General features: G+C 67.8%; 24 protein-coding genes. 13 read left to right on the top strand and 11 right to left on the bottom strand.

Features of this window, described 5'->3' with window-relative positions:
• Positions 1-1,630 (top strand): family 2A encapsulin nanocompartment cargo protein cysteine desulfurase (locus tag G3N61_RS26410; protein ID WP_205823961.1); only part of this gene is annotated, 1,630 nt, incomplete at its 5' end.
• 58 nt (positions 1,631-1,688) lie between these two features.
• Here the strand turns inward: G3N61_RS26410 and G3N61_RS26415 are convergent.
• The 9 genes from G3N61_RS26415 to G3N61_RS26455 form a co-directional block, all read right to left on the bottom strand.
• Positions 1,689-2,582 carry an acetylglutamate kinase gene (locus tag G3N61_RS26415; protein WP_205823962.1) on the bottom strand — a complete coding sequence of 298 codons (894 nt, stop codon included), beginning with the start codon at positions 2,580-2,582 and terminating at the stop codon, positions 1,689-1,691.
• A gap of 48 nt (positions 2,583-2,630) precedes the next feature.
• The gene (locus tag G3N61_RS26420; RefSeq protein ID WP_089453682.1) at positions 2,631-3,152 is read right to left on the bottom strand and encodes a PTS sugar transporter subunit IIA; all 522 of its coding nucleotides are present in this window, start codon (positions 3,150-3,152) and stop codon (positions 2,631-2,633) included.
• A gap of 139 nt (positions 3,153-3,291) precedes the next feature.
• Positions 3,292-3,510, bottom strand: coding sequence for a hypothetical protein (locus tag G3N61_RS26425; RefSeq protein ID WP_011356211.1), 219 nt, complete (start codon positions 3,508-3,510; stop codon positions 3,292-3,294).
• Positions 3,511-3,568: 58 nt separating this feature from the next.
• Positions 3,569-3,940 (bottom strand): DUF6697 family protein, encoded by a 372-nt coding sequence (locus tag G3N61_RS26430; protein WP_043178447.1) that lies wholly within the window; start codon positions 3,938-3,940, stop codon positions 3,569-3,571.
• Between the two features lie 442 nt (positions 3,941-4,382).
• Positions 4,383-5,675, bottom strand: coding sequence for a hypothetical protein (locus tag G3N61_RS26435; RefSeq protein ID WP_205823963.1), 1,293 nt, complete (start codon positions 5,673-5,675; stop codon positions 4,383-4,385).
• 46 nt (positions 5,676-5,721) lie between these two features.
• A complete protein-coding gene (locus tag G3N61_RS26440; protein ID WP_089453680.1) occupies positions 5,722-6,336 on the bottom strand; it encodes a LysE family transporter in 615 nt (204 codons plus the stop codon).
• Positions 6,337-6,514: 178 nt separating this feature from the next.
• On the bottom strand, positions 6,515-8,155 hold the full coding sequence (groL, locus tag G3N61_RS26445) for a chaperonin GroEL (RefSeq protein ID WP_175022305.1): 1,641 nt from the start codon (positions 8,153-8,155) through the stop codon (positions 6,515-6,517).
• A 12-nt stretch (positions 8,156-8,167) separates the two neighbouring features.
• Positions 8,168-8,458 carry a co-chaperone GroES gene (groES, locus tag G3N61_RS26450; protein ID WP_027790739.1) on the bottom strand — a complete coding sequence of 97 codons (291 nt, stop codon included), beginning with the start codon at positions 8,456-8,458 and terminating at the stop codon, positions 8,168-8,170.
• Positions 8,459-8,639: 181 nt separating this feature from the next.
• The gene (locus G3N61_RS26455) at positions 8,640-9,599 is read right to left on the bottom strand and encodes a LysR substrate-binding domain-containing protein (protein WP_089453678.1); all 960 of its coding nucleotides are present in this window, start codon (positions 9,597-9,599) and stop codon (positions 8,640-8,642) included.
• 184 nt (positions 9,600-9,783) lie between these two features.
• Between G3N61_RS26455 and G3N61_RS26460 the strand changes: the two genes are divergently transcribed.
• From G3N61_RS26460 to G3N61_RS26470, 3 genes are read left to right on the top strand one after another with little or no spacing between them, the layout of a single operon-like run.
• Complete coding sequence (locus G3N61_RS26460) at positions 9,784-10,905, top strand: M20 aminoacylase family protein (RefSeq protein ID WP_205823973.1); 1,122 nt, start codon at positions 9,784-9,786, stop codon at positions 10,903-10,905.
• Positions 10,906-10,955: 50 nt separating this feature from the next.
• Positions 10,956-11,744 carry an ABC transporter substrate-binding protein gene (locus G3N61_RS26465; protein WP_089453677.1) on the top strand — a complete coding sequence of 263 codons (789 nt, stop codon included), beginning with the start codon at positions 10,956-10,958 and terminating at the stop codon, positions 11,742-11,744.
• Positions 11,745-11,796: 52 nt separating this feature from the next.
• On the top strand, positions 11,797-12,981 hold the full coding sequence (locus G3N61_RS26470; RefSeq protein WP_089453676.1) for a porin: 1,185 nt from the start codon (positions 11,797-11,799) through the stop codon (positions 12,979-12,981).
• Between the two features lie 61 nt (positions 12,982-13,042).
• On the opposite strand, the gene G3N61_RS26475 is transcribed toward G3N61_RS26470, so the two are convergent.
• On the bottom strand, positions 13,043-14,062 hold the full coding sequence (locus G3N61_RS26475; protein WP_043178430.1) for an NAD(P)-dependent alcohol dehydrogenase: 1,020 nt from the start codon (positions 14,060-14,062) through the stop codon (positions 13,043-13,045).
• Positions 14,063-14,187: 125 nt separating this feature from the next.
• On the opposite strand from G3N61_RS26475, the gene G3N61_RS26480 reads away from it, so the two are divergent.
• The 3 genes from G3N61_RS26480 (at position 14,188) to G3N61_RS26490 (ending at position 17,764) form a co-directional block, all read left to right on the top strand.
• Positions 14,188-15,099, top strand: coding sequence for a LysR family transcriptional regulator (locus G3N61_RS26480; RefSeq protein WP_205823964.1), 912 nt, complete (start codon positions 14,188-14,190; stop codon positions 15,097-15,099).
• A gap of 272 nt (positions 15,100-15,371) precedes the next feature.
• Positions 15,372-16,265, top strand: coding sequence for a DMT family transporter (locus tag G3N61_RS26485; protein ID WP_205823965.1), 894 nt, complete (start codon positions 15,372-15,374; stop codon positions 16,263-16,265).
• A gap of 191 nt (positions 16,266-16,456) precedes the next feature.
• A complete protein-coding gene (locus tag G3N61_RS26490; RefSeq protein WP_205823966.1) occupies positions 16,457-17,764 on the top strand; it encodes an MFS transporter in 1,308 nt (435 codons plus the stop codon).
• A 131-nt stretch (positions 17,765-17,895) separates the two neighbouring features.
• Here the strand turns inward: G3N61_RS26490 and G3N61_RS26495 are convergent, their stop codons facing one another.
• The gene (locus G3N61_RS26495; protein WP_205823967.1) at positions 17,896-18,165 is read right to left on the bottom strand and encodes a hypothetical protein; all 270 of its coding nucleotides are present in this window, start codon (positions 18,163-18,165) and stop codon (positions 17,896-17,898) included.
• Between the two features lie 145 nt (positions 18,166-18,310).
• Here G3N61_RS26495 and G3N61_RS26500 point away from each other — a divergent pair, with 145 nt between their 5' ends.
• From G3N61_RS26500 to G3N61_RS26525, 6 genes are all read left to right on the top strand, one after another.
• Positions 18,311-19,030 carry an SDR family oxidoreductase gene (locus G3N61_RS26500; RefSeq protein ID WP_205823968.1) on the top strand — a complete coding sequence of 240 codons (720 nt, stop codon included), beginning with the start codon at positions 18,311-18,313 and terminating at the stop codon, positions 19,028-19,030.
• A 214-nt stretch (positions 19,031-19,244) separates the two neighbouring features.
• A complete protein-coding gene (locus tag G3N61_RS26505; RefSeq protein WP_205823969.1) occupies positions 19,245-21,203 on the top strand; it encodes an arylsulfatase in 1,959 nt (652 codons plus the stop codon).
• Between the two features lie 16 nt (positions 21,204-21,219).
• Complete coding sequence (locus tag G3N61_RS26510) at positions 21,220-22,269, top strand: formylglycine-generating enzyme family protein (RefSeq protein ID WP_205823970.1); 1,050 nt, start codon at positions 21,220-21,222, stop codon at positions 22,267-22,269.
• Positions 22,266-23,075 carry a MetQ/NlpA family lipoprotein gene (locus G3N61_RS26515; protein WP_089453669.1) on the top strand — a complete coding sequence of 270 codons (810 nt, stop codon included), beginning with the start codon at positions 22,266-22,268 and terminating at the stop codon, positions 23,073-23,075. Before G3N61_RS26510 ends, G3N61_RS26515 begins: the two co-directional genes overlap by 4 nt.
• Complete coding sequence (locus G3N61_RS26520) at positions 23,069-24,055, top strand: YkgJ family cysteine cluster protein (protein ID WP_205823971.1); 987 nt, start codon at positions 23,069-23,071, stop codon at positions 24,053-24,055. Before G3N61_RS26515 ends, G3N61_RS26520 begins: the two co-directional genes overlap by 7 nt.
• Positions 24,056-24,120: 65 nt before the next feature.
• The gene (locus G3N61_RS26525; protein WP_089453667.1) at positions 24,121-24,438 is read left to right on the top strand and encodes an antibiotic biosynthesis monooxygenase; all 318 of its coding nucleotides are present in this window, start codon (positions 24,121-24,123) and stop codon (positions 24,436-24,438) included.
• Positions 24,439-24,474 lie beyond the last annotated feature (36 nt).

Raw genomic sequence — 24,474 nt, forward strand, 5'->3', positions numbered from 1 at the left:
TCTAGGCAACCGCGCACCGGCGCTCGCGCAGCATGTGGCCGCGCAGAACGGGCTGCCCGACAACGTCGTGTCGATCGCGCCCGCGCTCGAACCGCGCGTCGGTGGTGCGGCGCTCGGTGTGCCGCCAGTGAGCGCGCCGGCACCGGAGCGTGCGGCAAAGGCATCGCCGTACTACTTCACCGACGGTTCGCTGCAGGGCTGGCAGGCGACGCCGCAGGACATTGTCGTGCCGTCGAGCGGCCTCGCTTCGCCGGAAGCATTCGGGTTGCCGGGTGACGATGCGCTGCGCGAGTTGCTCGCCGTGCATCGCGACGTGCCGCAGTCGCGCGCATCGGGTGCCGACGTGCCGCGTTACTTCATCGACGATGCACACGCAGCCGAGCCGCAAGGCCCGTTGCATCGCGGCGCGCATCCGCCGTTCGACGTGAACGCGATCCGCCGTGATTTCCCGATCCTGCAGGAGCGCGTGAACGGCAAGCCGCTCGTGTGGTTCGACAATGCGGCGACGACGCACAAGCCGCAGGCCGTGATCGATCGGCTCGCGCACTTCTATGCACACGAGAACTCGAACATCCACCGCGCCGCGCATGCGCTGGCCGGTCGTGCGACGGATGCGTACGAGCAGGCGCGGGACACCGTGCGGCGGTTCATCGGCGCATCGTCGTCCGACGAGATCGTGTTCGTGCGCGGCACCACCGAGGCGATCAACCTGATCGCGAAGACGTGGGGCGTGCAGAACGTCGGCGAAGGCGACGAGATCGTCGTGTCGCATCTCGAGCATCACGCGAACATCGTGCCGTGGCAGCAGCTTGCCGCGCTCAAGGGCGCAAAGCTGCGCGTGATTCCGGTCGACGATTCGGGGCAGGTGCTGCTCGACGAATACCGGAAGCTGCTCAACGACCGCACCAGGATCGTGTCCGTCACGCAGGTGTCGAACGCGCTCGGCACGGTCGTGCCGGTGCAGGAGATCGTCGAGCTTGCCCATCGTGCCGGTGCGAAGGCGCTGGTCGACGGCGCGCAGTCGATCTCGCACATGCGCGTGGACGTGCAGGCGCTCGATGCGGATTTCTTCGTGTTCTCCGGGCACAAGATCTACGGGCCGACCGGGATCGGCGTCGTGTACGGCAAGCGCGCGATCCTCGACGACATGCCGCCGTGGCAAGGCGGCGGCAACATGATCGCGGACGTGACGTTCGAGCGCACGGTGTTCCAGCCGCCACCGAACCGGTTCGAGGCCGGCACTGGCAACATCGCGGATGCGGTGGGGCTCGGTGCTGCGCTCGACTACGTGAGCCGGGTCGGCATCGAGAATATCGCGCGCTACGAGCACGACCTGCTCGCGTATGCGACGAGCGTGCTCGCGCCGGTGCCGGGCGTGCGGCTCGTCGGTACCGCGCGGGACAAGGCGAGCGTGCTGTCGTTCGTGCTGAAGGGCTATGAGACCGAGGAGGTCGGGCGGGCGCTGAACGAAGAGGGCATCGCGGTGCGTTCGGGGCATCACTGCGCGCAGCCGATCCTGCGGCGGTTCGGGCTCGAGGCAACGGTGCGGCCGTCGCTCGCGTTCTACAACACGTGCGACGAGGTCGATGCACTGGTGAGCGTCGTGCGGCGGCTTGCGACGCGGCGTTGACGTCATTCGCTTGCGGCGGCCCGTGCGGGTCGCCGCAAGCGCTTGATCGCTACACAAGTCAGAACCGCACGACCTGCTTCTGCTCGACGCTGAAGCCGTCGCGCAGCACGCTTGCCGAATCCGCGAAGTAGCGGCGGGTTTCCGACAGCAGATCGGTGTTGCCGCGACGGCAGAACACCACGCCCGATCCTTCCTCCGTCAGCAGTTCGTCGATCAGCGATTCGGGTTGCCCGATGTCGGCGAGATGGACGTTCTGCACGCCATGCGCGAGCGCGTCGAGCGCTTCGCGCACGCAGGGCGCTGCGGTGGCGGCCGGATGCTCGGCCAGCCATTGCTCGAGTTCCGCGATGCCGTAGAGCCCGGCGAGCTCGCCGAGTTCGTGCAACAGCGTGCTGTCGACCATCATCACCAGCGTCACGGCGCCCGTGCGCTGCGCGAAGAGGCTGCCGAGCCGTTCCGGGGGCAGCAGGTGATCATGGCCGGCGTCGTCCGGGGCGACCGGCATCACGACGGGCACCAGCCCGTTCGCGAGAAACGCGTTCAGCGCGGCGCCGTCGAACCGTGCGACCGCGCTCGTGCCGATGCGGTCGGAATCCGCGTTCGCGACCAGCAGGCCGCCGTCGTGACCGTCGATGCCGATTGCCTTGGCGCCGTGACTGCCGATCAGGCGCACCAGTTCGTGATTGACGCCCGCCATCGCCGCGTGAACGACGTGGACCGATTGCGTACCGGACGCGGCCGGACCACCCTGGACGACGATCGGGCGAACGCCGGTGAGGGCGAGCAGCGCGACATCCTGCGCGAATGCCTGACGAGCGCGCGCGTCGCGCGCGGCGCCGCCCTCGACGATGACGACGGTTTGCCCGTGCAGGGCCTGCATGAACGGCAGCGAGCGGGCCAGGCCGGCCACGCGACGGGACGTAAGGGTGGGACTTTCAGGGTCTGGGAACATGGGAATCCGAATGGATGAAGGGGGTGCCAGTCGCCGCACGGTGCGGCATCAATGCGGGCGTTGCATCAGCTGGTGAATGTCGTCGGGCGTCTGCGCGTCGCGCGATGCCTGCCGGAACGCGCGCTCGCTGAAACACCGCGCCGCGTCGGCGAGCAGTTCGAGGTGGGCGCGATCGTCTTCTTTCGGCAGGACCAGCACGATGAATTCGCGCACGGGCTTGCTGTCCGGTGCGCTGAAGCTGAACGGATACTGCGCGCGAACGAACAGCGCGATGGCCGAGCGGAGACCGTCGACACGCGCATGCGGAATCGCGACGCCCTGGCCGAGGCCGGTCGAGCCGAGTTGTTCGCGCTTGATCAGTTCGGTCCTGATCCGTTCCGCGGTTACCCCACCGCTGCGCTCGATATATCGCGCGACGAGGTCGAACAACTGGATCGCGCTTTCGACCGGTACGTCGAGCAGGATGTTGTCCGGTGGGCAGGCGTCGGCCAGCCGGGTCGCGGCGGGCAGGCCGCCGCGTCGGCGGGGAAGGTCGGGTTGGCCGCCGATGGCGGCCTGCTGCGTTTGCATGCGGATCTCTCCGTGTCGGGATGACAGGGAAATCCTAGACAAAAGCACGTAAAGACGGTGTCAGATACGCGGGGGCCCGGCATTAAAATTGTGTATCGATGGCGTCGCGGCGTGCGCGATGCCATCGATACTTACCGTTTCAGGTACCCGACAGCACGAACGGCAGCGTCGTCAGCAGAAAGACCGAAATGCCGACGACCGGCGCACCGAACGCGATCGCCGCGAACGCCACCGCGGCGCTGGTCAGCACGAGCGTCCTCGACACCCGTCGGTGCCGGTCGTGTGCAGCCGCTCGGTCATCGCGGATTGCATCGGTCCGCGCGCCGATCACGTGTTTCCAGAACGTCAGGCCAAGCATGATTGCTCCTGTATGAGAGATGACCGGAACGGGGCGCGCGAGGCGCCTGTCAAGCGGGTCAGCAGCGCTTGAGCTTGAGGACGCGCGAGATCTGTCCGGACGTGAAGCTGCTGTTGCGCACGTAAGGCGCGCAGTCGAGCGGTGCGGTGAGCGATTCGCTGACGACGTACTGGCCGACGAAGCGGTACGCGTCGGTTGCCATGCGGATGAACACCGGAATCGCATCGCGTTGCGCGGCGAGCGTCCTGCCGGCCGCTCGCGCGGACGCGCTGCCGTCGCAGAGGATCACGTCGGGCGCGTGCGGGTTGAGGTCCGTGCGCAGGCAGGCGGCCACGACCTTGCCGTTTTTTGTCGGCAGGAACGCCTGCTTGCTGCCGCCGCAGGCGGTGTGGATGAATTCGCGGGTGTACTGCTTGTCGATCTCGAACATGACCGGGCTCCGGGTATCGGAAATTTCCGTCGGTTAAATCAGGTATGCGAAGTAACTCGGCTGGATCGGCATGCGGGATGCGAGGCATGCCAGTCGATCGTTGCCGGGGCGGCGGATCGATGGCGCGTCGTGATTCGGGAATTCCGCGCGAACACGCTTGCCGGCACGATGCGCGATCAACGCATCGACGTCGTGTTCAAGCGTGCACGGGAAGGACTACGGCGCGCACCGTCCGCCTGCTGGCAGGACGGTGGCTCGGGAACAGAGAGACGCAGGCGTCCTGCCTGTCAGGCAGAAAAGCAACTCGGGGGGCGAGGACTTCGGATGCGCATGTGCGTACTCGGTGATGGACTGATTGCGAACACATTCTAGTGAACGCAAGCGCGGGCGCAAGTAAAAAGGTCGTAAAGGTTACGCGGCCCGTGCGGGATCGCGCCGTGTGCTACGTGCACTGCCAGAGATGCGCGCTGGTGCGGCAAGGCGCGCACCAGAATGTGTAATTCGCGCCGCCGCTGCCCCACAGCCATTCGCTGCCGTCCGTTTGCGGAAGGTTGGAATCGAGCTGCATGACGAACGACATCTTGCGGCCGCAATCCGGACAATCGGGATACTGCGCCGACTGTACCCACGACGGTGCGCCGCCGACACGACTCAGGTTCTGCCGGCTGTTCGACAGGCCCCATTCCTGCCGCGTCCAGCGTGCCGGTGCGGCGAAGAGTGCAACGTCGGCCTCCACGAACGGGGCCGCCGTATATTCCGGCTGGATGGCGACGTCGCGTTGCTGAGACGGGTGCGCACAGGCGTCGCCGGCGTCGTCATGGCGGTGGAATAGCGGGCCGTCGCTCTCCCAGCCGACACACGACAGGCAGGTGTCGAACGACACGGGCGTTGAGCTGTCGATGCCCGCTTCAGCGGGTTGCGGCAGTGTCAGCAATCGATGCAGCGGCCCGTGACACAGGCCGCATCGATGCGACGATACGCCGCCAAAGCGCGCGCCCAATCGATGCGAATCGCCGGCGCGCCAGGTTGCATGATGGGCGAGAACCCCACGGTGCCATTTCGGCTGCGCGCGGAGGATCGGTGTGCCCAGCGTCGGGCCGAAGTCGATATGCAGCGGCGTTTCGCCGTGCAATGCGCGCAAGGTGTCGTGTTCCTGAACGTAGCCGGCGGACATGAGCCAGTTGGCGCGCGTCCCGGGATCGTCCGGAAACAACCACGCTGCCGCGTCGCGAACGGCCGCAGGCTGTCGCGAATGGAGCAGCGCGACGGCGCGTGCACACTCTGCCTTGCTGCCGGAAGGGGCGTCGGCAAGCCGGCTGCGCCATCTTTCGACCGTCTCCGGATCGAGCATCCGCCACACGTTGTCCTCGAGGTACACGCGCGGCGACTGCTTCGTGGCGGACACGTCGAGGAGCATGTCCCAGTGACCGGAAAACATCTGCGGCGTCTGCGTTGCGACGCTCGACAACACGCTCGCGAGCCGTTCGTTCCATGTGCCGTTGCAGATGGCTTGCCACGCTTCGGTGGCGACCTTCACGAGGGCGGTGTCGTCCATCAGATCGAGCGCGGCATCGAGGAACACCGCGTGCGGGAACACGCGATCGAACGATGCGATCACGAGGTCGGCGAGTGCCGCCGGGTCGTCGTGCCGCAGCGCCAGCATCTGCGACATCGGATCGTTGTTGGTCCAGCCGAGGCGTTCGTAGTCGTCGAGAATGGTTTGGATGGTCGGCATGGTGGGGACCGGTGACGGTTCGAGGAGTGAGCGCAAGCCGGGTGGATCAGCGTCCGGCGAGCATCCGCCCGCCGACACCCATCAGCAGCAGGCCGGCCGTCGTATCGAGCACGGCCTTGCGGCGCACCAGCAGTGCGCGCACCGACGGGTGCGAGGCGAGCAGCGCCATCGTGCAATACCACGCGGCCGAGATTGCCACCGACAGCGCGACGACCGCGAGATCGAGCCAGGCCGGCGCGTGGGCCGGCACCATCAGTGCGAAGATGCTTCCGTAGAACGCGACCGATTTCGGATTCGTCATGCTGACGACATAGCCCTTCCTCGCGGCGTGCCAGTCGGGCGCGGCGGCCGGCGCGGCAACGGGCAACGGCTTGCGGGCGGTCACGATCATCTTCAGGCCGAGCCAGATCAGGTACGCGGCGCCCGCCAGCCGCAGCGCCGTGTGTACCCATGCGACATGCGTGACGAGCAGGCTGAGCCCGGCGATCGCGATCGCCGCCCAGGTGCCGGACGCGGCGGCCAGGCCAAGGCCCGTCATCACGCCGGCGCGGCGCGACGCGACCGCGGTCGACGTGACGATCACGAAGTTCGGGCCGGGGCTGGCGACGCTCAGTAACAGGACGCCGGCAAGCGGCAGCAAGGTGGTGACGGTGGTCGACATGGCGTGGAAGGCAGTGCGACGGGACGGGCGTTCATCTTACCCGAGCGCGCTGGCGGGCCGGCACGCCGCTCTTTTTCGCCCATCCAACGCAAAAACGCGTGACGACTTCCATCGTCACGCGTTGCATCGCTGCGTATTGCTGCACGTATGCCGGCGAGCCGGCACACGCGCCGCACCGTCAGAAATCGAATCCCGGGCCGCCTGCACCCGGGCCGCCCGGCGCAGCCGCCGGCGCCGCATCCTTCGGCGCTTCGAATACGGTCGCATCGGTCGTCAGCAGCAGCCCCGCGACCGACGCCGCGTTCTGCAATGCCGTGCGCGTGACCTTGGTCGGATCGAGCACGCCCGATTCGACGAGGTCGCCGTATTCGCCCGTCTGCGCGTTGTACCCGAAGTTGCCCGAGCCTTCGGCCACCTTCGCGACGACGACGCTCGCTTCCTCGCCCGCGTTCGTGACGATCTGGCGCAGCGGTTCCTCGAGCGCGCGCAGCACGATCTTGATGCCCGCGTTCTGGTCGGCGTTCACGCCCTGCAGCTCGCGGATCGCCTGCCGCACGCGGATCAGTGCGACGCCGCCGCCCGGCACGATGCCTTCCTCGACGGCCGCGCGCGTCGCGTGCAGCGCGTCGTCGACGCGGTCCTTCTTCTCCTTCACTTCGATCTCGGTCGCGCCGCCGACCTTGATCACCGCGACGCCGCCCGCGAGCTTCGCAACGCGTTCCTGCAGCTTTTCACGGTCGTAGTCCGACGTGGCTTCGTCGATCTGCACGCGGATCTGCTTCACGCGCGCTTCGATGTTCTTCGCATCGCCCGCGCCGTCGATCACGGTCGTGTTTTCCTTGCCGACCTCGATGCGCTTCGCCTGGCCGAGTTCGGCCAGCGTCGCCTTTTCGAGCGTCAGGCCTGTTTCCTCGGCGATCACCTGCCCGCCGGTGAGGATCGCGATGTCCTCGAGCAGCGCCTTGCGGCGGTCGCCGAAGCCCGGCGCCTTCACGGCCACCGTCTTCAGGATCCCGCGGATGTTGTTCACGACGAGTGTCGCGAGCGCTTCGCCCTCGACATCTTCCGCGATGATCAGCAGCGGCCGGCCCGACTTCGCGACCTGTTCGAGCACCGGCAGCAGGTCGCGGATGTTCGAGATCTTCTTGTCGTGCAGCAGGATGTACGGGCTTTCGATCTCGGCGATCTGCTTGTCGGGATTGTTGATGAAGTACGGCGACAGGTAGCCGCGATCGAACTGCAGCCCCTCGACGACATCGAGTTCGTCCGCGAGCGACTTGCCGTCCTCGACGGTGATCACGCCTTCCTTGCCGACGCGGTCGATCGCTTCCGCGATGCGCTGGCCGATCGACTCCTCGCCGTTCGCGGAGATCGTCGCGACCTGCGCGATTTCCTTGCTCGTGGTGGTCGGCCGGCTGATCTTCTTCAGCTCGTCGACGGCCGCGGTGACGGCCTTGTCGATGCCGCGCTTCAGGTCGAGCGGATTGAGCCCGGCCGCGACGTATTTCTGGCCTTCGCGGACGATCGCCTGGGCGAGCACGGTCGCCGTCGTGGTGCCGTCGCCGGCTGCATCGCTGGTGCGCGACGCGACTTCCTTCACGAGCTGCGCGCCGATGTTCTGCAGCTTGTCGGCCAGTTCGATTTCCTTCGCGACCGACACGCCGTCCTTCGTGACGACGGGCGCGCCGAAGCTGCGTTCGAGCACGACGTTGCGGCCCTTCGGCCCGAGCGTGACCTTCACCGCGTTCGCGAGAATGTTCACGCCTTCGGTCAGCCTGGCCCGTGCGACGTCGCTGAAAATGATTTCCTTTGCTGCCATGATTGCGCTCCGTTATTGATTGACGACCGCGACGATGTCTTCCTCGCGCAGGACGAGAAACTCGGTGCCGTCGAGCTTGACGGCCTGGCCCGCGTACTTGCCGAACAGCACGCGCTCGCCGACCTGCAGGTCGGGCACGATGCGCTGGCCGTCCGCATCCTTGCGGCCGGGGCCGACGGCGATCACTTCACCCTGGTCGGGCTTTTCCGCGGCGCTGTCGGGGATCACGATGCCCGACGCGGTGGTGGTTTCCTGGTCGAGTCGCTTCACGATCACGCGGTCGTGCAAGGGGCGTAGGCTCATTGGTTCGTCCTGTGCTGATCTGTTCTGTCGAGATGGGCTGGCACTCTTTTGCAGAGAGTGCTGACGAGTATAAAAATGCACGGCGGCGCGATCCAATAACGGATTCGGAAATGCATTTTCACGGACGCGCTTTGGACGAACGACGGGAAAGAGAAAGAAGAAGGACGGACAGGGCCGCCCGTCAGATCAGCAGCGACAGCGTCCTGAACAGCGCGAGATCCGCCTTGCGGGCCGATCGCGCATGGCGGCGGATCACGTGCAGCAGGCAGTCGATGAAGCAGCGCGCGGCGTCGCTCAGCGTGCTGCTGCGCCGCGTGACGATCCCGAGGTCGCGCGGCTCGAAGGTTTCCTTCAGCTGCAACGCGCGCATCCGTTCGCCGAACGGCGGCACGGCCGCGAGGATCGTCGGGCACCACGTGCACATGTCGGCCTGTTCGAGCATCGTCTGCAGCATCGCCACCGACTGCGCGCGCACGATGCGCCGTTCGTCGATTTCGGCACCGTGGCGCGTGAACAGGTAGTCGACGAGCGCGGCCTGCCCGTCGGCCGCGAAATTCAGCACCCAGTCGTTCTCGACCAGGTCGTGGATCGACCGCGCGTGCTCGCGCGGATGGCCGGCGCGCACCATCACCGCGGTTTCGTAGCGCAGCATCGGCTCGAACGCGAATTCCTGCGTGCCGCCGGGTTGCACGTGCCCGAGCGCGAAGTCCATGCTGCCGTCGCGCAACAGCGGCTGCGCGACGGCCATCAGCGCTTCGTAGAGTTCGAGACGCACGTCGGGCATCTGCTCGCGAAAGCGCAGCACCGTTTCCGCGAGGAAGGTCATCGTGAGCCACGGTGTCACGCCGACGCTCAGCCGGCCCTCGACGCGGCCACGCATGCGTTCGAGATCGCTCTGCGCGTGTTCGAGCTGCTTCAGCACGAGCTTCGCGTGCGTGAGCAGCGTCTTGCCGTAGTCGGTGAAGCCGATCCCCTCCGGCGCGCGGACCAGCAGCGGCAGGCGTTCGCTGGCCTCCAGTTCGCGCAGCGCGCGCGTGACGGCCGCCTGCGACAGCCCGAGGGTGCGCGCCGCACCGCGAATACTCCCGGCCTCCGCGCTCGCGACGAGCGCCTGCAGCTGATGCAGCTTGATCGTGCTCATGGTGCGATACCCGACAACGAAAGGTTGTCATCATAACGAAACCGCGGCTGTTCGCCGGGATTTTCGCTGCCTACGATGCGGTCACGATCGGTCATTCGGGCGATCGGCAACCGGAATGCATCGAGGAGAAACGGGGTTGGACCACAAACCTATCCTGCCGGAAATGGCGGCCATCGAGACGGAGATGATTGCGCTGCGCCGCCGGCTGCACGCGCATCCGGAGCTCGGCTTCGAGGAACATGCGACGAGCGACCTCGTGGCCGACTGCCTGACAACGTGGGGTTATCGGGTGACGCGCGGGCTCGGCGGCACGGGCGTGGTCGGCACATTGACGCGCGGCGCGGGGAAACGGCTCGGGCTGCGCGCGGACATGGACGCGCTGCCGATCCGCGAGACGACCGGGCTGCCGCACGCGAGCCGATGCGACGGCGTGATGCACGCGTGCGGCCACGACGGGCATACGGCGATGCTGCTCGCGGCGGCGCGCTGCGTGGCCGAGCGCGGGCGCTTCACGGGCACGCTGAACCTGATTTTCCAGCCGGCCGAGGAAGGGCTCGGCGGCGCGAAGCGGATGATCGACGACGGGCTGTTCGCGCAGTTTCCGTGCGATGCGGTGTACGCGATGCACAACGTGCCGGGCCTGCCGGCCGGCGTGCTCGGTTTCTGCGACGGCCCGGCGATGGCATCGGCCGACGAGGTGCGCGTGCGCGTGAGCGGGCGCGGCGGGCACGGCGCGGCGCCGCATACGACGATCGATCCGGTGGTCGTCTGCGCGTCGATCGTGATGGCGCTGCAGACCGTCGTGTCGCGCAACGTGAATCCTCAGGAGCTGGCGATCGTGACGGCCGGCTCGATCCATGCGGGCACTGCATCGAACGTGATCCCGCCGCACGCGGAACTCGCACTCAGCGTGCGTGCGCTGTCGCCGGACGTGCGCGCGCTGCTCGAACGGCGCATTCGCGAGATCGTGCACGGGCAGGCGGCGAGCTATGGCGCGACGGCCGAGATCGACTACCGGCACGAGTACCCGGTGCTCGTCAATCACGCGGCGGAAACCGCGTTTGCGCGTGACGTTGCCCGCGAATGGGGCGGCGATGGCGCGCTGATCCCGCATCTGCGGCCGATCGCGGCCAGCGAGGACTTCGCGTTCATGCTGAACGCGTGCCCCGGCAGCTACCTGTCGATCGGCAACGGCGACGGCGTCGCTGGATGCGGGCTGCACCATCCCGGTTACGACTTCAACGACGCGTGCCTCGCCACGGGCGCGAGCTACTGGATTGCGCTGGCGGAACGCTACCTCGCGTGACGGGCCTGCACGATTTCGACTGACGATTCACACAAGGAAGGAGACTGGCAATGAAGCAATGGAAACGGATGGCAGTGCTCGCGATGGCGCTGGCGGCAAGCGCGGCGCATGCGGGCGACTGGGCGGGCAAGGAGATCCGCCTCGCGGTCGATCCGACTTACCCGCCGCTCGAATACAAGCTGCCCGACGGCACGCTGACGGGCTTCGGAATCGACATCACGAATGCGTTGTGCGCGGAGCTGCATGCGCGCTGCGTGTGGGTCGAGTCGAGTTTCGACGGGATGATTCCGGGGCTGCTCGCACGCAAGTTCGACGTGATCGCGTCGTCGATGACGATCACGCCGAAGCGGCAGCAGCAGATCGCCTTCACGAACCGGATCTCGAATGCGCCGGCGCGCCTCATCGCGCGCAAGGGCTCGCCGCTGCTGCCGACGGCCGACGCGCTGAAGGGCAAGCGCGTGGGCGTCGAGCAGGGCTCCGCGCAGGCGGACTACGCGGTCGCGAACTGGCAGCCGGCCGGTGTGCAGATCGTGTCGTACCAGAACCAGGATCAGGTCTATGCCGATCTCGTGACGGGCCGGCTCGACGCGGCGTTCCAGGCATCGATCGCGGCCAGCGACGGTTTCCTGAAGAAGCCGCAGGGCAAGGATTTCGCGTTCGTCGGCGCGGCGATCGACGACGTGAAGTATTTCGGGCAGGGCGACGGGCTCGGGCTGCGCAAGCAGGACAACGACCTGCGCGACGCCTTCAACCGCGCGCTCGCGACGATCCTCGCGAACGGCACGTACCAGCGCATCAACAAGAAGTACTTCGACTTCGACATCTACGGCGCGAAGTAAGCTGCGACGCCCGCCAAGCGGGCAGTCACGAAAATATCAATAAGGAAAACGAATGAACTGGAGATCGTTATTCGTCGCGATTCCGGCGCTGTGTGCAGCGCCCGCGTTCGCGCAGGGCAGTGTCACGCTGTACGGCCTCGTCGATGCGGGCATCGACTACACGAACAACGTCGGCGGCCACAGCGCGTGGCAGATGGCGAGCGGTTTCGCGCAAGGCAGCCGCTGGGGGCTGAAGGGCACCGAGGATCTGGGCGGCGGCTACAGCGCGCTGTTCCAGATCGAGAACGGCTTCAACGTGAACAGCGGCACGCTTGCACAGGGCGGCCGCATGTTCGGGCGGCAGGCGTACGTCGGTCTCGGCAGCGCGCGTTACGGCACGTTGACGCTCGGCCGGCAATACGATGCGGTGGTCGACTATCTCGCGCCGACGACCGCGAATGGCAGCTGGGGCGTCTACCCGTTCTCGCATCCGCTCGACAACGACAACACCGGCAACACGTTCCGCGTGAACAACACGGTCAAGTACGCGAGCCCGGATTTCGCCGGCTTCTCGTTCGGCGGCACGTACAGCTTCAGCAACGACACGGGCTTCGCGAACAACCGGCAGTGGAGCGTCGGCGCGCAATATGAGCAGGGCGGGCTGCTCGTCGGCGCAGCCTTCCTGAATGCGGACAACCCGGGTGCGACGTCAGGCGGCGCGATCGCCGGCTCGGGATCGGTCGGCGCCGATGCGAATTTCGCGTCGGCACGGCTGCGGATCTTCGGTGCGGGCATCAACTACACGGCGGGGCCCGCGACGGTCGGATTCGCATACACGAACAGCAACGTCACGCGGCCGACCGCGAACGTCGGCTACCTGTTCGGCGACGAAACGATCGAGCCGGTGACCGGCCCGCTCGCGGGCGGCACGGTGTCGTCGATCAAGTACCAGAACTTCGAGGTGAACGGCAAATACCAGTTCACGCCCGCGCTGTTCGTCGGTGCGCAGTACGTGTACACGACGGTGCGCTATGACGCGACGACGGGCAGCGCGAAGCCGAAGATCCATTCGGTCGGGCTGATGGCCGACTACAACCTGTCGAAGCGCACGGACGTGTACCTGATGGGCGCGTATCAGCGGGTTGCGGGCGATGCGACGGGCTCGTCGCTCGACCAGGCCTATATTCCCGGTGCGGCGGACTTGTCGTCGACGTCGAAGCAGCTGATGGTTCACGCGGGGATTCGTCACAAGTTCTGACGGGGCGATGCGGGAAGCGCCGTTGAGGCGGCGGGCCAAACGGCCCGTCGCCTCGACGCGCTTACTGCGCGACGCGAATCACCACCTTGCCGAAGTGCTGCCCCGACTGCAGGTAGGCATACGCCTGCGGCGCTTCGTCGAAACCGAACACGCGATCGACCACCGGCTTGATCTGCTTTGCGTCGACGAGCCGCACGACGTCGTCGAGCATCGTGCGGCTGCCGACCATGATGCCGTGCAACTGCCGGATCCCGCCGATCAGCGACAGCAGCCCGAGTTCGGGACCGCCGAAGCTGCTGAGGCCGCCGATCACCGATACGATGCCGCCCATCTTCGTCGCGGCGACCGAGCGCGGCAGCGTATCCTTGCCGCCGACTTCAACGACCAGATCCGCCCCTGCGCCATCGGTGAGCCGCAGCACCTCATGCTGCCATTCGGGCGTCGCGCGATAGTTGATCGTTGCGTCCGCACCGAGTGCGCGGGCGCGTTCGAGCTTCGCATCGCTCGACGACGTGACGATCGTGCGCAGCCCCGCCGCATGCGCGAGCTGCAACGCGACGATCGACACGCCGCCCGTGCCGAGCAGCACCACGGTGGCGCCAGGCCCCAGGCCGCCGTCGTCGAACAGCGCGTTCCAGGCCGTGATGCCCGCGCACGACAGCGTCGCCGCCTCGTCGTAGTTCAGATGCGCGGGAATCGTGACCAGCGCGGCTTCGTCGGACACGAAGTGTTCGGCCAGCACGCCGTCGAATTGCGCGCCGGGCGACCCGGAGACTTTCTGCGGCGTCGGCGGCCCGTCGAGCCAGTGCGGGAAGTACGTGTTGATCACGCGATCGCCCGGCTTGAAGCGCGTGACGTCGCGACCGGTTTCGATGACTTCGCCGGCGCCGTCGGCAACCGGAATCAGCGCGTCCGTGCCGATGCCGAGATAGTCGCCGCGCGCGAACATCAGGTCGCGATAGTTCAGTCCGGCCGAGTGGATCTTCACGACGACGTCGGTCGGCCCGACCGCGCGGCGCGGCGCGTCGATGCGCCGAAGCCCGGCCACGCCGTCGCCCGGTTTCACTTGCCATGCGTTCATGTCGACTCCTTTTCGAGATAGAGCGGACTATCATAGTGTTGCGCACAGGGACGCATTGGCGAGAAATCGGCCGATGACTGTCGCCTGTGTGGACACAAACCTGTGACCCAATGGAGCGCAATCGTATGGATGAGCGGCTGAGAGGCGTGGCCGAATTTGTCGACGTGGTGGAGTCGGGCAGCTTTGCGGCGGCGGCGCTGTGGCTCGGCGTGACGCGCTCGGCCGTCGCGAAGGTCGTCGCGCGGCTCGAACGCCGCCTCGGCGCCCGGCTCCTGCAGCGCACGACGCGCCAGCTCGGCCTGACCGACGAAGGGCTCGTCTATTACGAGCAGTGCCGGCGGCTGCTGGCCGAACTCGGCGAGACGGAGGCCGCGCTCGACGCGGGGCAGCGCGAGCCGGCGGGGCGGTTGCGCGTCAGCGTGCCCGTGCTGTTCGGGCGGCAATGCGTGGCGCCCGTCATGCGGCGCCTCGTGGAGCGCCATCCGCGGCTCGAAATCGACGTGTCGTTCAGCGATCGCGTGGCCGATCTGGTCAACGACGGCTTCGACATCGCGGTGCGCATCGGCGAGCTGGCCGATACGAGCGCGCTGGTCGGCCGGAAGCTCGGCGTGCAGCGCATGGGGATCTGCGCATCGCCCGCGTATCTCGAACGTCATGGCCGGCCGGCGGGGCTCGATGCACTCGCGTCGCACGTCGGCATCGCGTATTCGCGCGGCGGGCATGCGACGCCGTGGCGGGTCGTCGGCGCGGACGGCGCGGTGCACGACCATCGCCCGGCCGGCCGCCTGCGGCTCGACGACCTGCAGGCGATCGCCGATGCCGCCGCCGCCGGCGCGGGCCTCGCGTGGCTGCCGTGCTGGCTGATGGCGCCTTACCTGCGCGACGGCCGCCTCGCACTCGTGATGGACAGCAACAGCGTGTCGGGTGCCGAGGTGTCCGCGGTGCGGCCGGCATCGCGCCAGGTGCCGTCGAAGGTGCGCGTCGTCATCGATGCGCTCGTCGACGAGATACCGCGCATGCTGGCGTCGGACGATTGACGCGTGACGTTGGAGGCGCGACGCGCCGAGCCCCGTGGCGATCGCGACATCCCCACGACGCATGTTCGGCTGGCGCGGCGTATGATCGTCGCAGCCGAATATCCGGGGGCACGCCGTCATGAAGCGGGAACCGCAGGTTGTCATCGTCATCGGCACGGCAGTGACCTTGCCGAGCCGCGCCTGTCATCCGGCCCGCCGCTGATGCGCGTGCATGCACGCGGCCCCGGCACGAGCGGGCCAGACATCCCTGCGACGACACCATGCGAGCGCGCATGACGACGATCGATACCCCGAAGGCTGCACGGCAACCGGGCTGGTTGCGCATCGCGCCCGCGCTGTTCCTGCTCCTGTGGGCAAGCGGCTTCGTGTTCCTGAAGCTCGGCTTGCGCTATGCCGATCCGCTCACGTTCCTCGCACTGCGCTACGCATGCGTCGTCGCGCTGCTCGCCGGCCCGTTCCTGTGGCTGCGCCCCGCGTTGCCGCGCACGGGGCGTGCCTGGCGCGATCTCGTCGTGGTCGGCCTGTTGCTGCAGGCCGGTTATTTCGCGTTCACGTACCTGAGCCTCAAGCTCGGCATGTCGGCCGGCGCCGTCGCGCTCGTCACGTCGCAACAGCCGATTCTCGTCGGATTGCTCGCGCCGATGATTGCCGGCGAGCGCGTTGGCGTGTTGCGCTGGATCGGCCTCGCACTCGGCGCCGCGGGCGCGGTGCTGGTGATCCTCGCGCGTTCGTCGGTCGACGTCGCGTCGCCGTGGGCGCTCGCGTTCGCGCTGTTCGCGCTCGCGTGCATCACCGGCGGCACGCTGTGGGAAAAACGCTTCGGCACCGACGTCCATCCGGTCACCGCGAACCTCGTGCAGTACGCGGTCGGCCTCGCGGTCACGGCACCGCTCGCGTTCGCGCTCGAACCGATGCACGTGCAATGGACCGCCGGGCTCGCCGGTTCGCTCGCGTACCTCGTCATCTGCAACTCGCTGATCGCGATCTCGCTGCTGCTCGCGATGGTGCGCCACGGTGAGGCGTCGCGCGTGTCGGCGCTGTTCTTCCTGATTCCGCCTGCGACCGCGCTGATCGCGCTGGTGGCGCTCGGCGAGACGATCGGCGCGCTCGCATGGCCGGGCATGGCGCTCGCGGCCGCCGGGCTGTTTCTCGTGATGCGCTACTGAACGCACGCGGGACGCAACTTGCCACACGCATCTCACATATCGAGACGACGTCCCGGTAATTGACGCGAAATTCGCACGGCTTCTAGACTGGCCTGGATGACGCCGCGCTTCACGCGGCGCGACGCCGCCGCCGTGCGCGCGGCGACCGTACCGTCCCGCGAGACGGGCGAGACGAACCAGGAGACACACCGATGACCGCTGCCGCCCCGCAGTTGCACGCCGCGACGATGCGGCGCCTGAACCTGCGCCTGATTCCGTTCCTGATGCTGCTGTATCTCGTCGCGTATATCGACCGCTCGAACATCTCGGTCGCGGCGCTGCAGATGAACGCCGACCTCGGGTTGAGCGCCGGGATGTACGGGCTGGGCGCGGGGCTGTTCTACGTGACCTACATCCTGTTCGAGGTGCCGAGCAACCTGTTCCTCGCGCGCGTCGGCGCACGCCGCTGGATCGCGCGGATCATGATCACGTGGGGCATCGTCGCGGCCGCGATGAGCACCGTCCATACGCCGGGGCAACTCTATGCGATGCGCCTGCTGCTCGGCGCGGCGGAAGCGGGGTTCACGCCGGGCATCATCTACTACCTGTCCGCGTGGTATCCGCCGAGCGATCGTGCACGCGCGATGTCGTTCTTCTATATCGGCGCGACGCTCGCGTCGGTGATCGGGCTGCCGCTGTCCGGCGCGCTGCTGAACCTGAACGGCGTGCTCGGCATCGAGGGCTGGCGCTGGCTGTTCCTGCTCGAAGGCGTGCCCGCGCTGCTGCTCGGATTCGTCGTGCTGCGCCGCCTGCCGGACACGCCCGCCCATGCGCGCTGGCTGCCGGCCGACGAACGCGCGTGGCTCGAAGCGACGCTGCGTGACACCGCGCCGCGCGAGCACCTGTCGCACGGCGTCGCGCTGCGGCGTGCGTTCGGCGACGGCAAGGTGTGGGCGCTCGCCGCGTTCTGGCTGCTGCAGGCGTTCGGCACGATCGGCCTCACGCTGTTCCTGCCGCTGCTCGTGAAGAGCCTGTCGGGGCAATCGAGTTTCGCGGTCGGCAGCCTGTCCGCGCTGCCGTTCCTGTTCGCGTGCGTCGCGATGTACGTGAACGGCCGGCGTTCGGATCTCGGCGGCGAACGCGCGCTGCATCTCGGCGTGCCGATGCTGCTGGCCGGCGCGTTGCTGATCGCGGCGATCTATACGCCGACGCTGCCCGTCGCGTATGCGCTGCTCGTGCTCGCGGTCGGCTTCAACTGGGCCGCGACGCCCGTGTTCTGGGCCGTGACGACCGAATACGTGTCGGGTCTCACGGCCGCCGCGTCGATCGCGCTGATCAACGCGGTCGCGAACATCGCGGGGCTCGCGCTGCCGCCGGTGATGGGGCGGATCAAGGACGTCACGCATTCGTACAACCTCGCGCTGCTGCTGGTCGCGGTCGCGTTGCTGGCCGGCGGCGTGCTCGGGTTGCGGGTCGCGTCGCGGCGCGCGATGCAGGTGGCGGCGGGGCGGGTGGGCTGATCGCCGACGCTTGCGCCGATGCCGGATGCGTCACGCGGCGGGCGCGTGCCTGGCAAGTGCCGTGACGCGCCCGTGACGCGCTCGAGCCGAGCCGAGCCGAGCCGAGCCGAGCCGAGCCGAGCCGAGCCGATTCAATTCGACGCCCGGAGTGAATTGCAGTTCACCGAATACTCCGCGTGCTGGCCATTGACGTGCAGCACCCGTGTCGCGTTACAGGCATCGCTCGAATCGACGCTCTGCCGCAGCGTCGTGAGCGGCCGATCCTCACCGCCGGCGAGCCGCGATTCGCCGGAGCGCGTCAGCGCCGCCGAACCCGTGCCGCCGGTTTTGGTGATGCGCTGGCTATACGACACGTCGACCGGTGTTGGAAACGACTGGCGATGCGGACGCGGAGCGAACATACCGCGTCACTACAGCCGCACCCGTAGCGACACGACGTCATTCCCGTTACGCACGTAGAATCGTCCAACGAAAGCGCAGGTTCCGGGCTTCCGCCCCGGAAACGCGTTTCCACGCCATTCATGTGAACGGACTTCGGGAGCACTCATGTCATCTCGCACGTATCTCGTCACCGGCGCATCGCGCGGCATCGGCTTTGCGGTCAGCGCATTGCTTGCACGGCGCGGCCATCGCGTCATCGGCCTCGCGCGTCACACGCAGGACATCGATTTTCCCGGCGAATTGCTCGCGTGCGATCTCGCCGACATTGAGCAGACCGCGGCAACCCTTGCGCGCATCGGCGAGCAGCATCAAGTCGACGGCATCGTGAACAACGCCGGCATCGCGTTGCCGCAACCGCTCGGACAGATCGACTTCCAGTCGCTGCAGGCGGTGTTCGATCTCAACGTGCGGGCCGCGATCCAGGTCACGCAGCACTTTGCGGATGCGATGAAGGCGCGCGGCTACGGACGCATCGTCAACGTTTGCAGCCGCGCGATCTTCGGCAGTCTCGATCGCACCGCCTATTCCGCCGCGAAGAGTGCGCTCGTCGGCTGCACGCGCACGTGGGCGCTCGAACTGGCCGAGCATGGCGTGACCGTCAACGCGGTGGCGCCGGGGCCGATCGAGACGGAGCTGTTCCGGCAGACGCGGCCCGTCGGCAGCGAAGCCGAGCGCAAGGTGCTCGCGACGATTCCCGCGCGCCGGCTCGGCACGTCCGACGACGTGGCGGCCGCGATCGCGTTCTTCCTGGCGGACGAAGCCGGCTTCGTCACGGGGCAGGTGCTGGCCGTGGATGGCGGCGGCAGTCTCGGCGGGCGTAGTTGACGCAGCAGTTGAAGCATTCGGCACGGTAGACGCGAGGCCCGGCAGCGGCCGGCTTCGACACCCAATCCGGGCGCGTGCATACGCGTGCGCTGATGGCGCGCATGCGGCTTGCGCGCATATTCCGCTACCCCGTTAGCATGTGACGAATCCGACTTTGGGCGCCGCGCGCGCGACGCTAAGATCGCCGATCCTGTAGATCGAGCGTTCCAGAGCAATGAAAAAGTCCGCTTCGCCGTTGCATGCTTTTCGTTTCCGTGTCGTCTGCGCCGCGATTGCCGGTGCGCTGTCGCTCGCATCGTGCGGCGGCGTCGACAGCGATCCGCCGTCGTCACCGGCCAGCACCACGCCGCCGCTGGCTCAGAAACGCCCGAACATCCTGTACATCATGGCCGACGATCTCGGCTATTCCGACATCCATGCATTCGGCGGCGAGATCAACACGCCGAACCTCGACGCGCTCGTCGCGTCGGGCCGCATCCTGTCGAATCATCACACGGGCACCGTCTGCGCGATCACGCGTGCGATGCTGGTGTCCGGCACCGACCACCATCTCGTCGGCGAAGGCACGATGGGCGTGCCGACCGACGAACGGCGCGGGCTGCCCGGCTACGAGGGCTACCTGAACGATCGCGCACTGTCGTTCGCACAACTACTGAAGGACGCCGGCTACCACACGTACATCGCGGGCAAGTGGCACATCGGCTCGGGAATCGTCGGCAGCGCGACGGGCAGCGGGCAGACACCCGACCAGTGGGGTTTCGAGCGCAGCTACGTGCTGCTCGGCGGCGCGGCGACCAACCACTTCGCGCACGAGCCGGCCGGCTCGTCGAACTACACCGAAGACGGCCGCTACGTGCAGCCTGGCCAGCCCGGACAGCCGGGCGGTGCGGGCGGCAGCCCGGCCGTGTTCTATTCGACCGATTTCTATACGCAGAAGCTGATCTCGTACATCGACTCGAACCAGCGCGACGGCAAGCCGTTCTTCGCGTATGCGGCGTATACGTCGCCGCACTGGCCGCTGCAGGTGCCCGATCCGTGGCTGCACAAGTACGCGGGCGTGTACGACGCCGGCTACGACGCGATCCGCAACGCGCGGATCGCGCGGCAGAAGGCGCTCGGCCTGATCCCCGCCGACTTCAAGCCGTTCGACGGCCTGCCGGAAACGACGGCTGCGTCGCCCGCGACCGCGAACAACGGCACGGCCGGCGCGAAGTACATCAGCGCGGTGCATTCGGCCGCGGACGGCTACAGCGACTACGGCCCCGGCAAGGTCGACAAGCTGTGGTCGAGCCTGTCGCCGGCCGAGCGCCGTGCGCAGGCGCGCTACATGGAGATCTATGCGGGGATGGTCGAGAACCTCGACTACAACATCGGCCTCCTGATCCAGCACCTGAAGGACATCGGCGAATACGACAACACGTTCATCATGTTCCAGTCGGACAACGGCGCGGAAGGCTGGCCGATCGACGGTGGCGCCGACCCGACGGCGACCGATACCGCGAACGGACAGGCGCCGATCTACTCGACGCTCGGCACCGACAACGGCAAGCAGAACGCGCAGCGCCTGCAGTACGGGCTGCGCTGGGCCGAGGTGAGCGCGTCGCCGTTCCGGCTCACGAAGGGCTATTCAGCCGAAGGCGGCGTGTCGACGCCGACGATCGTGCACCTGCCGGGCCAGACGCAGTCGTTGCCGACGCTGCGCGCGTTCACGCACGTGACCGACAACACGGCGACCTTCCTCGCGGTCGCGGGCGTCACGCCGCCGTCGCAGCCGGCGCCGCCGCTCGTCAACACGCTGACGGGTGTCGACCAGAACAAGGGCAAGGTGATCTACAACAACCGCTACGTGTATCCGGTGACGGGCCAGTCGCTGCTGCCGGTGCTCACGGGTTCCGCGACGGGCGAGGTGCATACGACGCCGTTCGGCGACGAAGCGTACGGCCGCGCGTACCTGCGCAGCGCCGATGGCCGCTGGAAGGCGTTGTGGACCGAGCCGCCGCTCGGGCCGCCCGACGGTCACTGGCAGCTGTACGACCTCGCGTCGGATCGCGGCGAGACGACCGACGTGTCCGCGCAGAACCCGTCGGTGATCAGCACGCTCGTCGACCAGTGGAAGGCCTACATGAGCAACGTCGGCGGTGTCGAGCCGCTGCGTCCGCGCGGCTACTACTGATCGCGGAGACGACACGATGCGGTTCCGGTTCTGGACGATCGGCGCGGCGCTGGCCGCCACGCTGTTCGCCGCCGCGTTCGCGGCCGGCTATGCGAATCCCGTCGCACCGGCGGGCGATGCGTTCGACGACGCGAATCATGGTCGCGCGCTCGCGCCGCTCGGCTCGGAGCGGCAGTGCGCGCGCTATTCGGGACTGCCGGCCGGGTGGCGCGACGACGCGAAGGCCGGGATGGTGCACCTGCGCGGTGGTGCGTTCGTGTTCGGCAGCACACGCGGCTACGCGGACGAGCGCCCGGCCGGCGACGGCCGCACGCGTGTCGGCGGGTTCTGGATCGACCAGACCGACGTGACGATCGCGCAGTTCGCCGCTTTCGTGCAGGCGACCGGCTACGTGACCGAGGCCGAGCAGCAGGGTGGGGCAGCGGTGTTCCATGTGCCGACGCGTGACGAGATGAACGCGCGCGACCTAGCGTGGTGGTCGTGGGTGAAGGGCGCGTCGTGGCGCCATCCTCGCGGGCCGGGCAGCGGCATCGACGGGATCGGCAACCTGCCGGTCACGCTCGTCACGCAGCGCGATGCGCTCGCGTATGCGCACTGGCTCGGCCGCGACCTGCCGACCGAGGCCGAATGGGAATACGCGGGCAAGGCCGGCCGCGACGATGCGTCGCTCGATGCCGCGCCGCGCGACGCGCAGGGCAAGCCGGCCGCGAACTACTGGCAGGGCGTGTTCCCGGTGCTCGATACGGCCGAGGACGGTCACGCGGGGCTCGCGCCGGTCGGCTGCTACGCGGCGAACGGGTTCCGGCTCTACGACATGATCGGCAACGCATGGGAATGGACGAAGGACGCGTACACGGGCCCGCACCAGTCGCATACGAACGGCGACACGGCGGCCGTCGCGCCGCCGACGCGCCGGCACGATACGCCGATGGTCATCAAGGGCGGCTCGTTCCTGTGCTCGCGCGACTACTGCGTGCGCTATCGTGCGTCGTCGCGCGAACAGCAGGAAGCCGATCTCGGCGCGTCGCATATCGGGTTCCGCACGATTCTGAGGGATGCAACATGACGCGCGTCTGGCATTGCGTGGGGGCGTGGCTCATCGTTGCGTGCGGGGTCGTGCATTCGGGCTCGACGATTGCAGCCGAATCAGTCGCTCCGGCCGTGCGCGTTGGCGTGACACGCGGCGTGCATGCGCAGATCCTGGACCAAGTGAAGCGGGTCGCCGCGTCGCGAGGGTTGGGTGTCGACGTCGTCGAATTCGACGATGCGTCGCGCATCGACGCGGCGCTGGCCGACGGCCGGATCGACGCGGCCAGCTTCGAGGATGCGCAACAGCTTGCCGCGACACGCGCGCAGAAACGCTATGCACTGGCCGACATCGCGCCGACCGTCACGTTGCCGATGGCGCTCTATTCGCGCAAGCTGAAGACCCTGAACGAACTGCAGCCCGGCGCGACGGTCGCGATTCCGGCCGATCCGCGCGGGATGGCGCGCGCGCTCGTGCTGCTGCAGAACGACACGCTGGTGACGCTGCGCGAGCAGGCGGGCCTGCACGCGACGTTGCGCGATGTGACCGGCAACCGGCTCGGGCTGAAGCTCGTCGCACTGCGCCGCGATCGCCTTTATGCGGCGCTCGACACGGCCGCGTTCGTCGCGATCGACAGCGACGATGCCGCGCGCGCCGGGCTGCAACCCGCGCGCGACAGCATCAGCATCGAGGATGCGCGCTCGCCGTATGCGAACGTGCTGACGGTGCGCGATGCCGATCGCGCGAAGCCGTGGGTGACGCAGCTCGTCGCGGCCTACCATTCGGACGATGTCGCGCGCTTCATCCTCACGCGCTACCAGGATTCGGTGCGGCGGCCGTGGTAGACAGCTACCTGCTCGCGTGCAACGCATGCGGACGCTGCTGCAACAGCGCGCCGACGCTGTCGTTGCGCGAACTGTTCCGCCATCGGCATCGCTTCGTCGGCGCGCTGACGATCCGTCGCGTACCGAAGCGGCGGATCGGCGAGCGCTGGCGTGCGGGCGGCCGCGAGCACGTGCTCGATGCAGAAGACGTCGAGGCTTCCGATGCGCTGGCGGAGCGGTTGTTTCATCGCACCGGCGGCGCGGGCGCCGAATGGATCGCGCTGACGCTGCAGGGCTACGACTATCCGTCGCTTGGCCGGTGCGCGGCGCTGGCCGACGATGGCCGCTGCAGCGTGCATGCGGACAAGCCGTCGATCTGCAGCGCGGTGCCGCTCGATCCGATGCTGCCGGATCGCTTGCAGTCCCGAGTGCTGGCCGCGCGGCGCGACGATGCGGGATGGCTTGGCGCGAACTGCATCGTCGAAACGGCAAGCGCGCACGCGTCGGTCGAATCGTCGTTCCCGATTCCGCTGGTGACGGCCGGACAGGTCGCAGATCGGACAGCGCTCGACGCGTATCGGGAAGCGCTCGTGTTCGAGCGCGCGATGTGGCGCGATGCGGTGTTCGCGTCGTGGATCGGCGGTGGGCAGCACGTGCAGCACGCCGTGTCGCGGCTGGCGCCCGGCGGTTACCTGACCGTGTCGATCGTGCCTGTCCTGCTGGCCGTCGCACCGGTATCCGAGCATTGCCGCACACGCTGCATCGCGTTCATCGACGCGCAACTCGGGTTGATCGGTATGAACATCGAAGCGGCACTCGCGCGGCGACATGCCGACGACCGCCCCGCGACACGCGAGCTGCGCGGCTTCGCGCAGGCGCTTGAACGTGCGCGGCAGGCACTGGTCGCGATGCCGACGCCTGCGGCCGGCAGGCGTGAAGACGCGTTGCGCATCGACGCGTGGCTCGCCGACCGGCCCGACGCCGATCCGCTCGCCGCGTAACGATCGCGGCACGCCACACGTGCCTTACAATCGGCGATCTTTCAATCGCTTTCGATGGAGCGGGCATGTACGCGTCGACCTTCATTTTCCGAGCCGGGCAATACGACGACGAATTCCACCGGCTCGACCGGCAGATCGCGGACATGGCGCGCGCGACGCCCGGCTATCTCGGCGAGGAGACGTGGGAGAACGCCGAATCGGGGCTGATCCAGAACGTCTACTACTGGGAGTCGGAGGCGGCGCTGCAGCAACTGATGCAGCACCCGGCGCATCTCGAAGCGAAGACGAAGCAGGCGCGCTGGCTGGACGGCTATCGCGTGGTGATTTCGAAAGTGTTGCGCGAGTATGGCGACGGCAAGCTCACGCAGCCGCATGCGGGGTAATCCGCCTGAATGGCTGTCTGATTCATTTCTTTCGCA

Origin of the sequence: Burkholderia sp. Ac-20349 (assembly GCF_017104865.1) — a bacterium.
GTDB classification, from domain to species: Bacteria; Pseudomonadota; Gammaproteobacteria; order Burkholderiales; family Burkholderiaceae; genus Burkholderia; species Burkholderia aenigmatica.

What these genes read in the sequence shown, in the direction of transcription:
- G3N61_RS26420 (WP_089453682.1), bottom strand. Translation starts at nt 3,152, where the DNA reads ATGCAAACGCAGCAGGCCGCCATCGGCGGCCAACCCGACCTTCCCCGC.
- G3N61_RS26525 (WP_089453667.1), top strand. Translation starts at nt 24,121, where the DNA reads ATGTACGCGTCGACCTTCATTTTCCGAGCCGGGCAATACGACGACGAA.
- G3N61_RS26430 (WP_043178447.1), bottom strand. Translation starts at nt 3,940, where the DNA reads ATGTTCGAGATCGACAAGCAGTACACCCGCGAATTCATCCACACCGCC.
- G3N61_RS26415 (WP_205823962.1), bottom strand. Translation starts at nt 2,582, where the DNA reads ATGTTCCCAGACCCTGAAAGTCCCACCCTTACGTCCCGTCGCGTGGCC.
- G3N61_RS26510 (WP_205823970.1), top strand. Translation starts at nt 21,220, where the DNA reads ATGCGGTTCCGGTTCTGGACGATCGGCGCGGCGCTGGCCGCCACGCTG.
- G3N61_RS26435 (WP_205823963.1), bottom strand. Translation starts at nt 5,675, where the DNA reads ATGCCGACCATCCAAACCATTCTCGACGACTACGAACGCCTCGGCTGG.
- G3N61_RS26490 (WP_205823966.1), top strand. Translation starts at nt 16,457, where the DNA reads ATGACCGCTGCCGCCCCGCAGTTGCACGCCGCGACGATGCGGCGCCTG.
- G3N61_RS26465 (WP_089453677.1), top strand. Translation starts at nt 10,956, where the DNA reads ATGAAGCAATGGAAACGGATGGCAGTGCTCGCGATGGCGCTGGCGGCA.
- G3N61_RS26425 (WP_011356211.1), bottom strand. Translation starts at nt 3,510, where the DNA reads ATGCTTGGCCTGACGTTCTGGAAACACGTGATCGGCGCGCGGACCGAT.
- G3N61_RS26480 (WP_205823964.1), top strand. Translation starts at nt 14,188, where the DNA reads ATGGATGAGCGGCTGAGAGGCGTGGCCGAATTTGTCGACGTGGTGGAG.
- G3N61_RS26475 (WP_043178430.1), bottom strand. Translation starts at nt 14,062, where the DNA reads ATGAACGCATGGCAAGTGAAACCGGGCGACGGCGTGGCCGGGCTTCGG.
- G3N61_RS26440 (WP_089453680.1), bottom strand. Translation starts at nt 6,336, where the DNA reads ATGTCGACCACCGTCACCACCTTGCTGCCGCTTGCCGGCGTCCTGTTA.
- groL (WP_175022305.1), bottom strand. Translation starts at nt 8,155, where the DNA reads ATGGCAGCAAAGGAAATCATTTTCAGCGACGTCGCACGGGCCAGGCTG.
- G3N61_RS26485 (WP_205823965.1), top strand. Translation starts at nt 15,372, where the DNA reads ATGACGACGATCGATACCCCGAAGGCTGCACGGCAACCGGGCTGGTTG.
- G3N61_RS26460 (WP_205823973.1), top strand. Translation starts at nt 9,784, where the DNA reads ATGATTGCGCTGCGCCGCCGGCTGCACGCGCATCCGGAGCTCGGCTTC.
- G3N61_RS26515 (WP_089453669.1), top strand. Translation starts at nt 22,266, where the DNA reads ATGACGCGCGTCTGGCATTGCGTGGGGGCGTGGCTCATCGTTGCGTGC.
- G3N61_RS26470 (WP_089453676.1), top strand. Translation starts at nt 11,797, where the DNA reads ATGAACTGGAGATCGTTATTCGTCGCGATTCCGGCGCTGTGTGCAGCG.
- groES (WP_027790739.1), bottom strand. Translation starts at nt 8,458, where the DNA reads ATGAGCCTACGCCCCTTGCACGACCGCGTGATCGTGAAGCGACTCGAC.
- G3N61_RS26495 (WP_205823967.1), bottom strand. Translation starts at nt 18,165, where the DNA reads ATGTTCGCTCCGCGTCCGCATCGCCAGTCGTTTCCAACACCGGTCGAC.
- G3N61_RS26505 (WP_205823969.1), top strand. Translation starts at nt 19,245, where the DNA reads ATGAAAAAGTCCGCTTCGCCGTTGCATGCTTTTCGTTTCCGTGTCGTC.
- G3N61_RS26455 (WP_089453678.1), bottom strand. Translation starts at nt 9,599, where the DNA reads ATGAGCACGATCAAGCTGCATCAGCTGCAGGCGCTCGTCGCGAGCGCG.
- G3N61_RS26500 (WP_205823968.1), top strand. Translation starts at nt 18,311, where the DNA reads ATGTCATCTCGCACGTATCTCGTCACCGGCGCATCGCGCGGCATCGGC.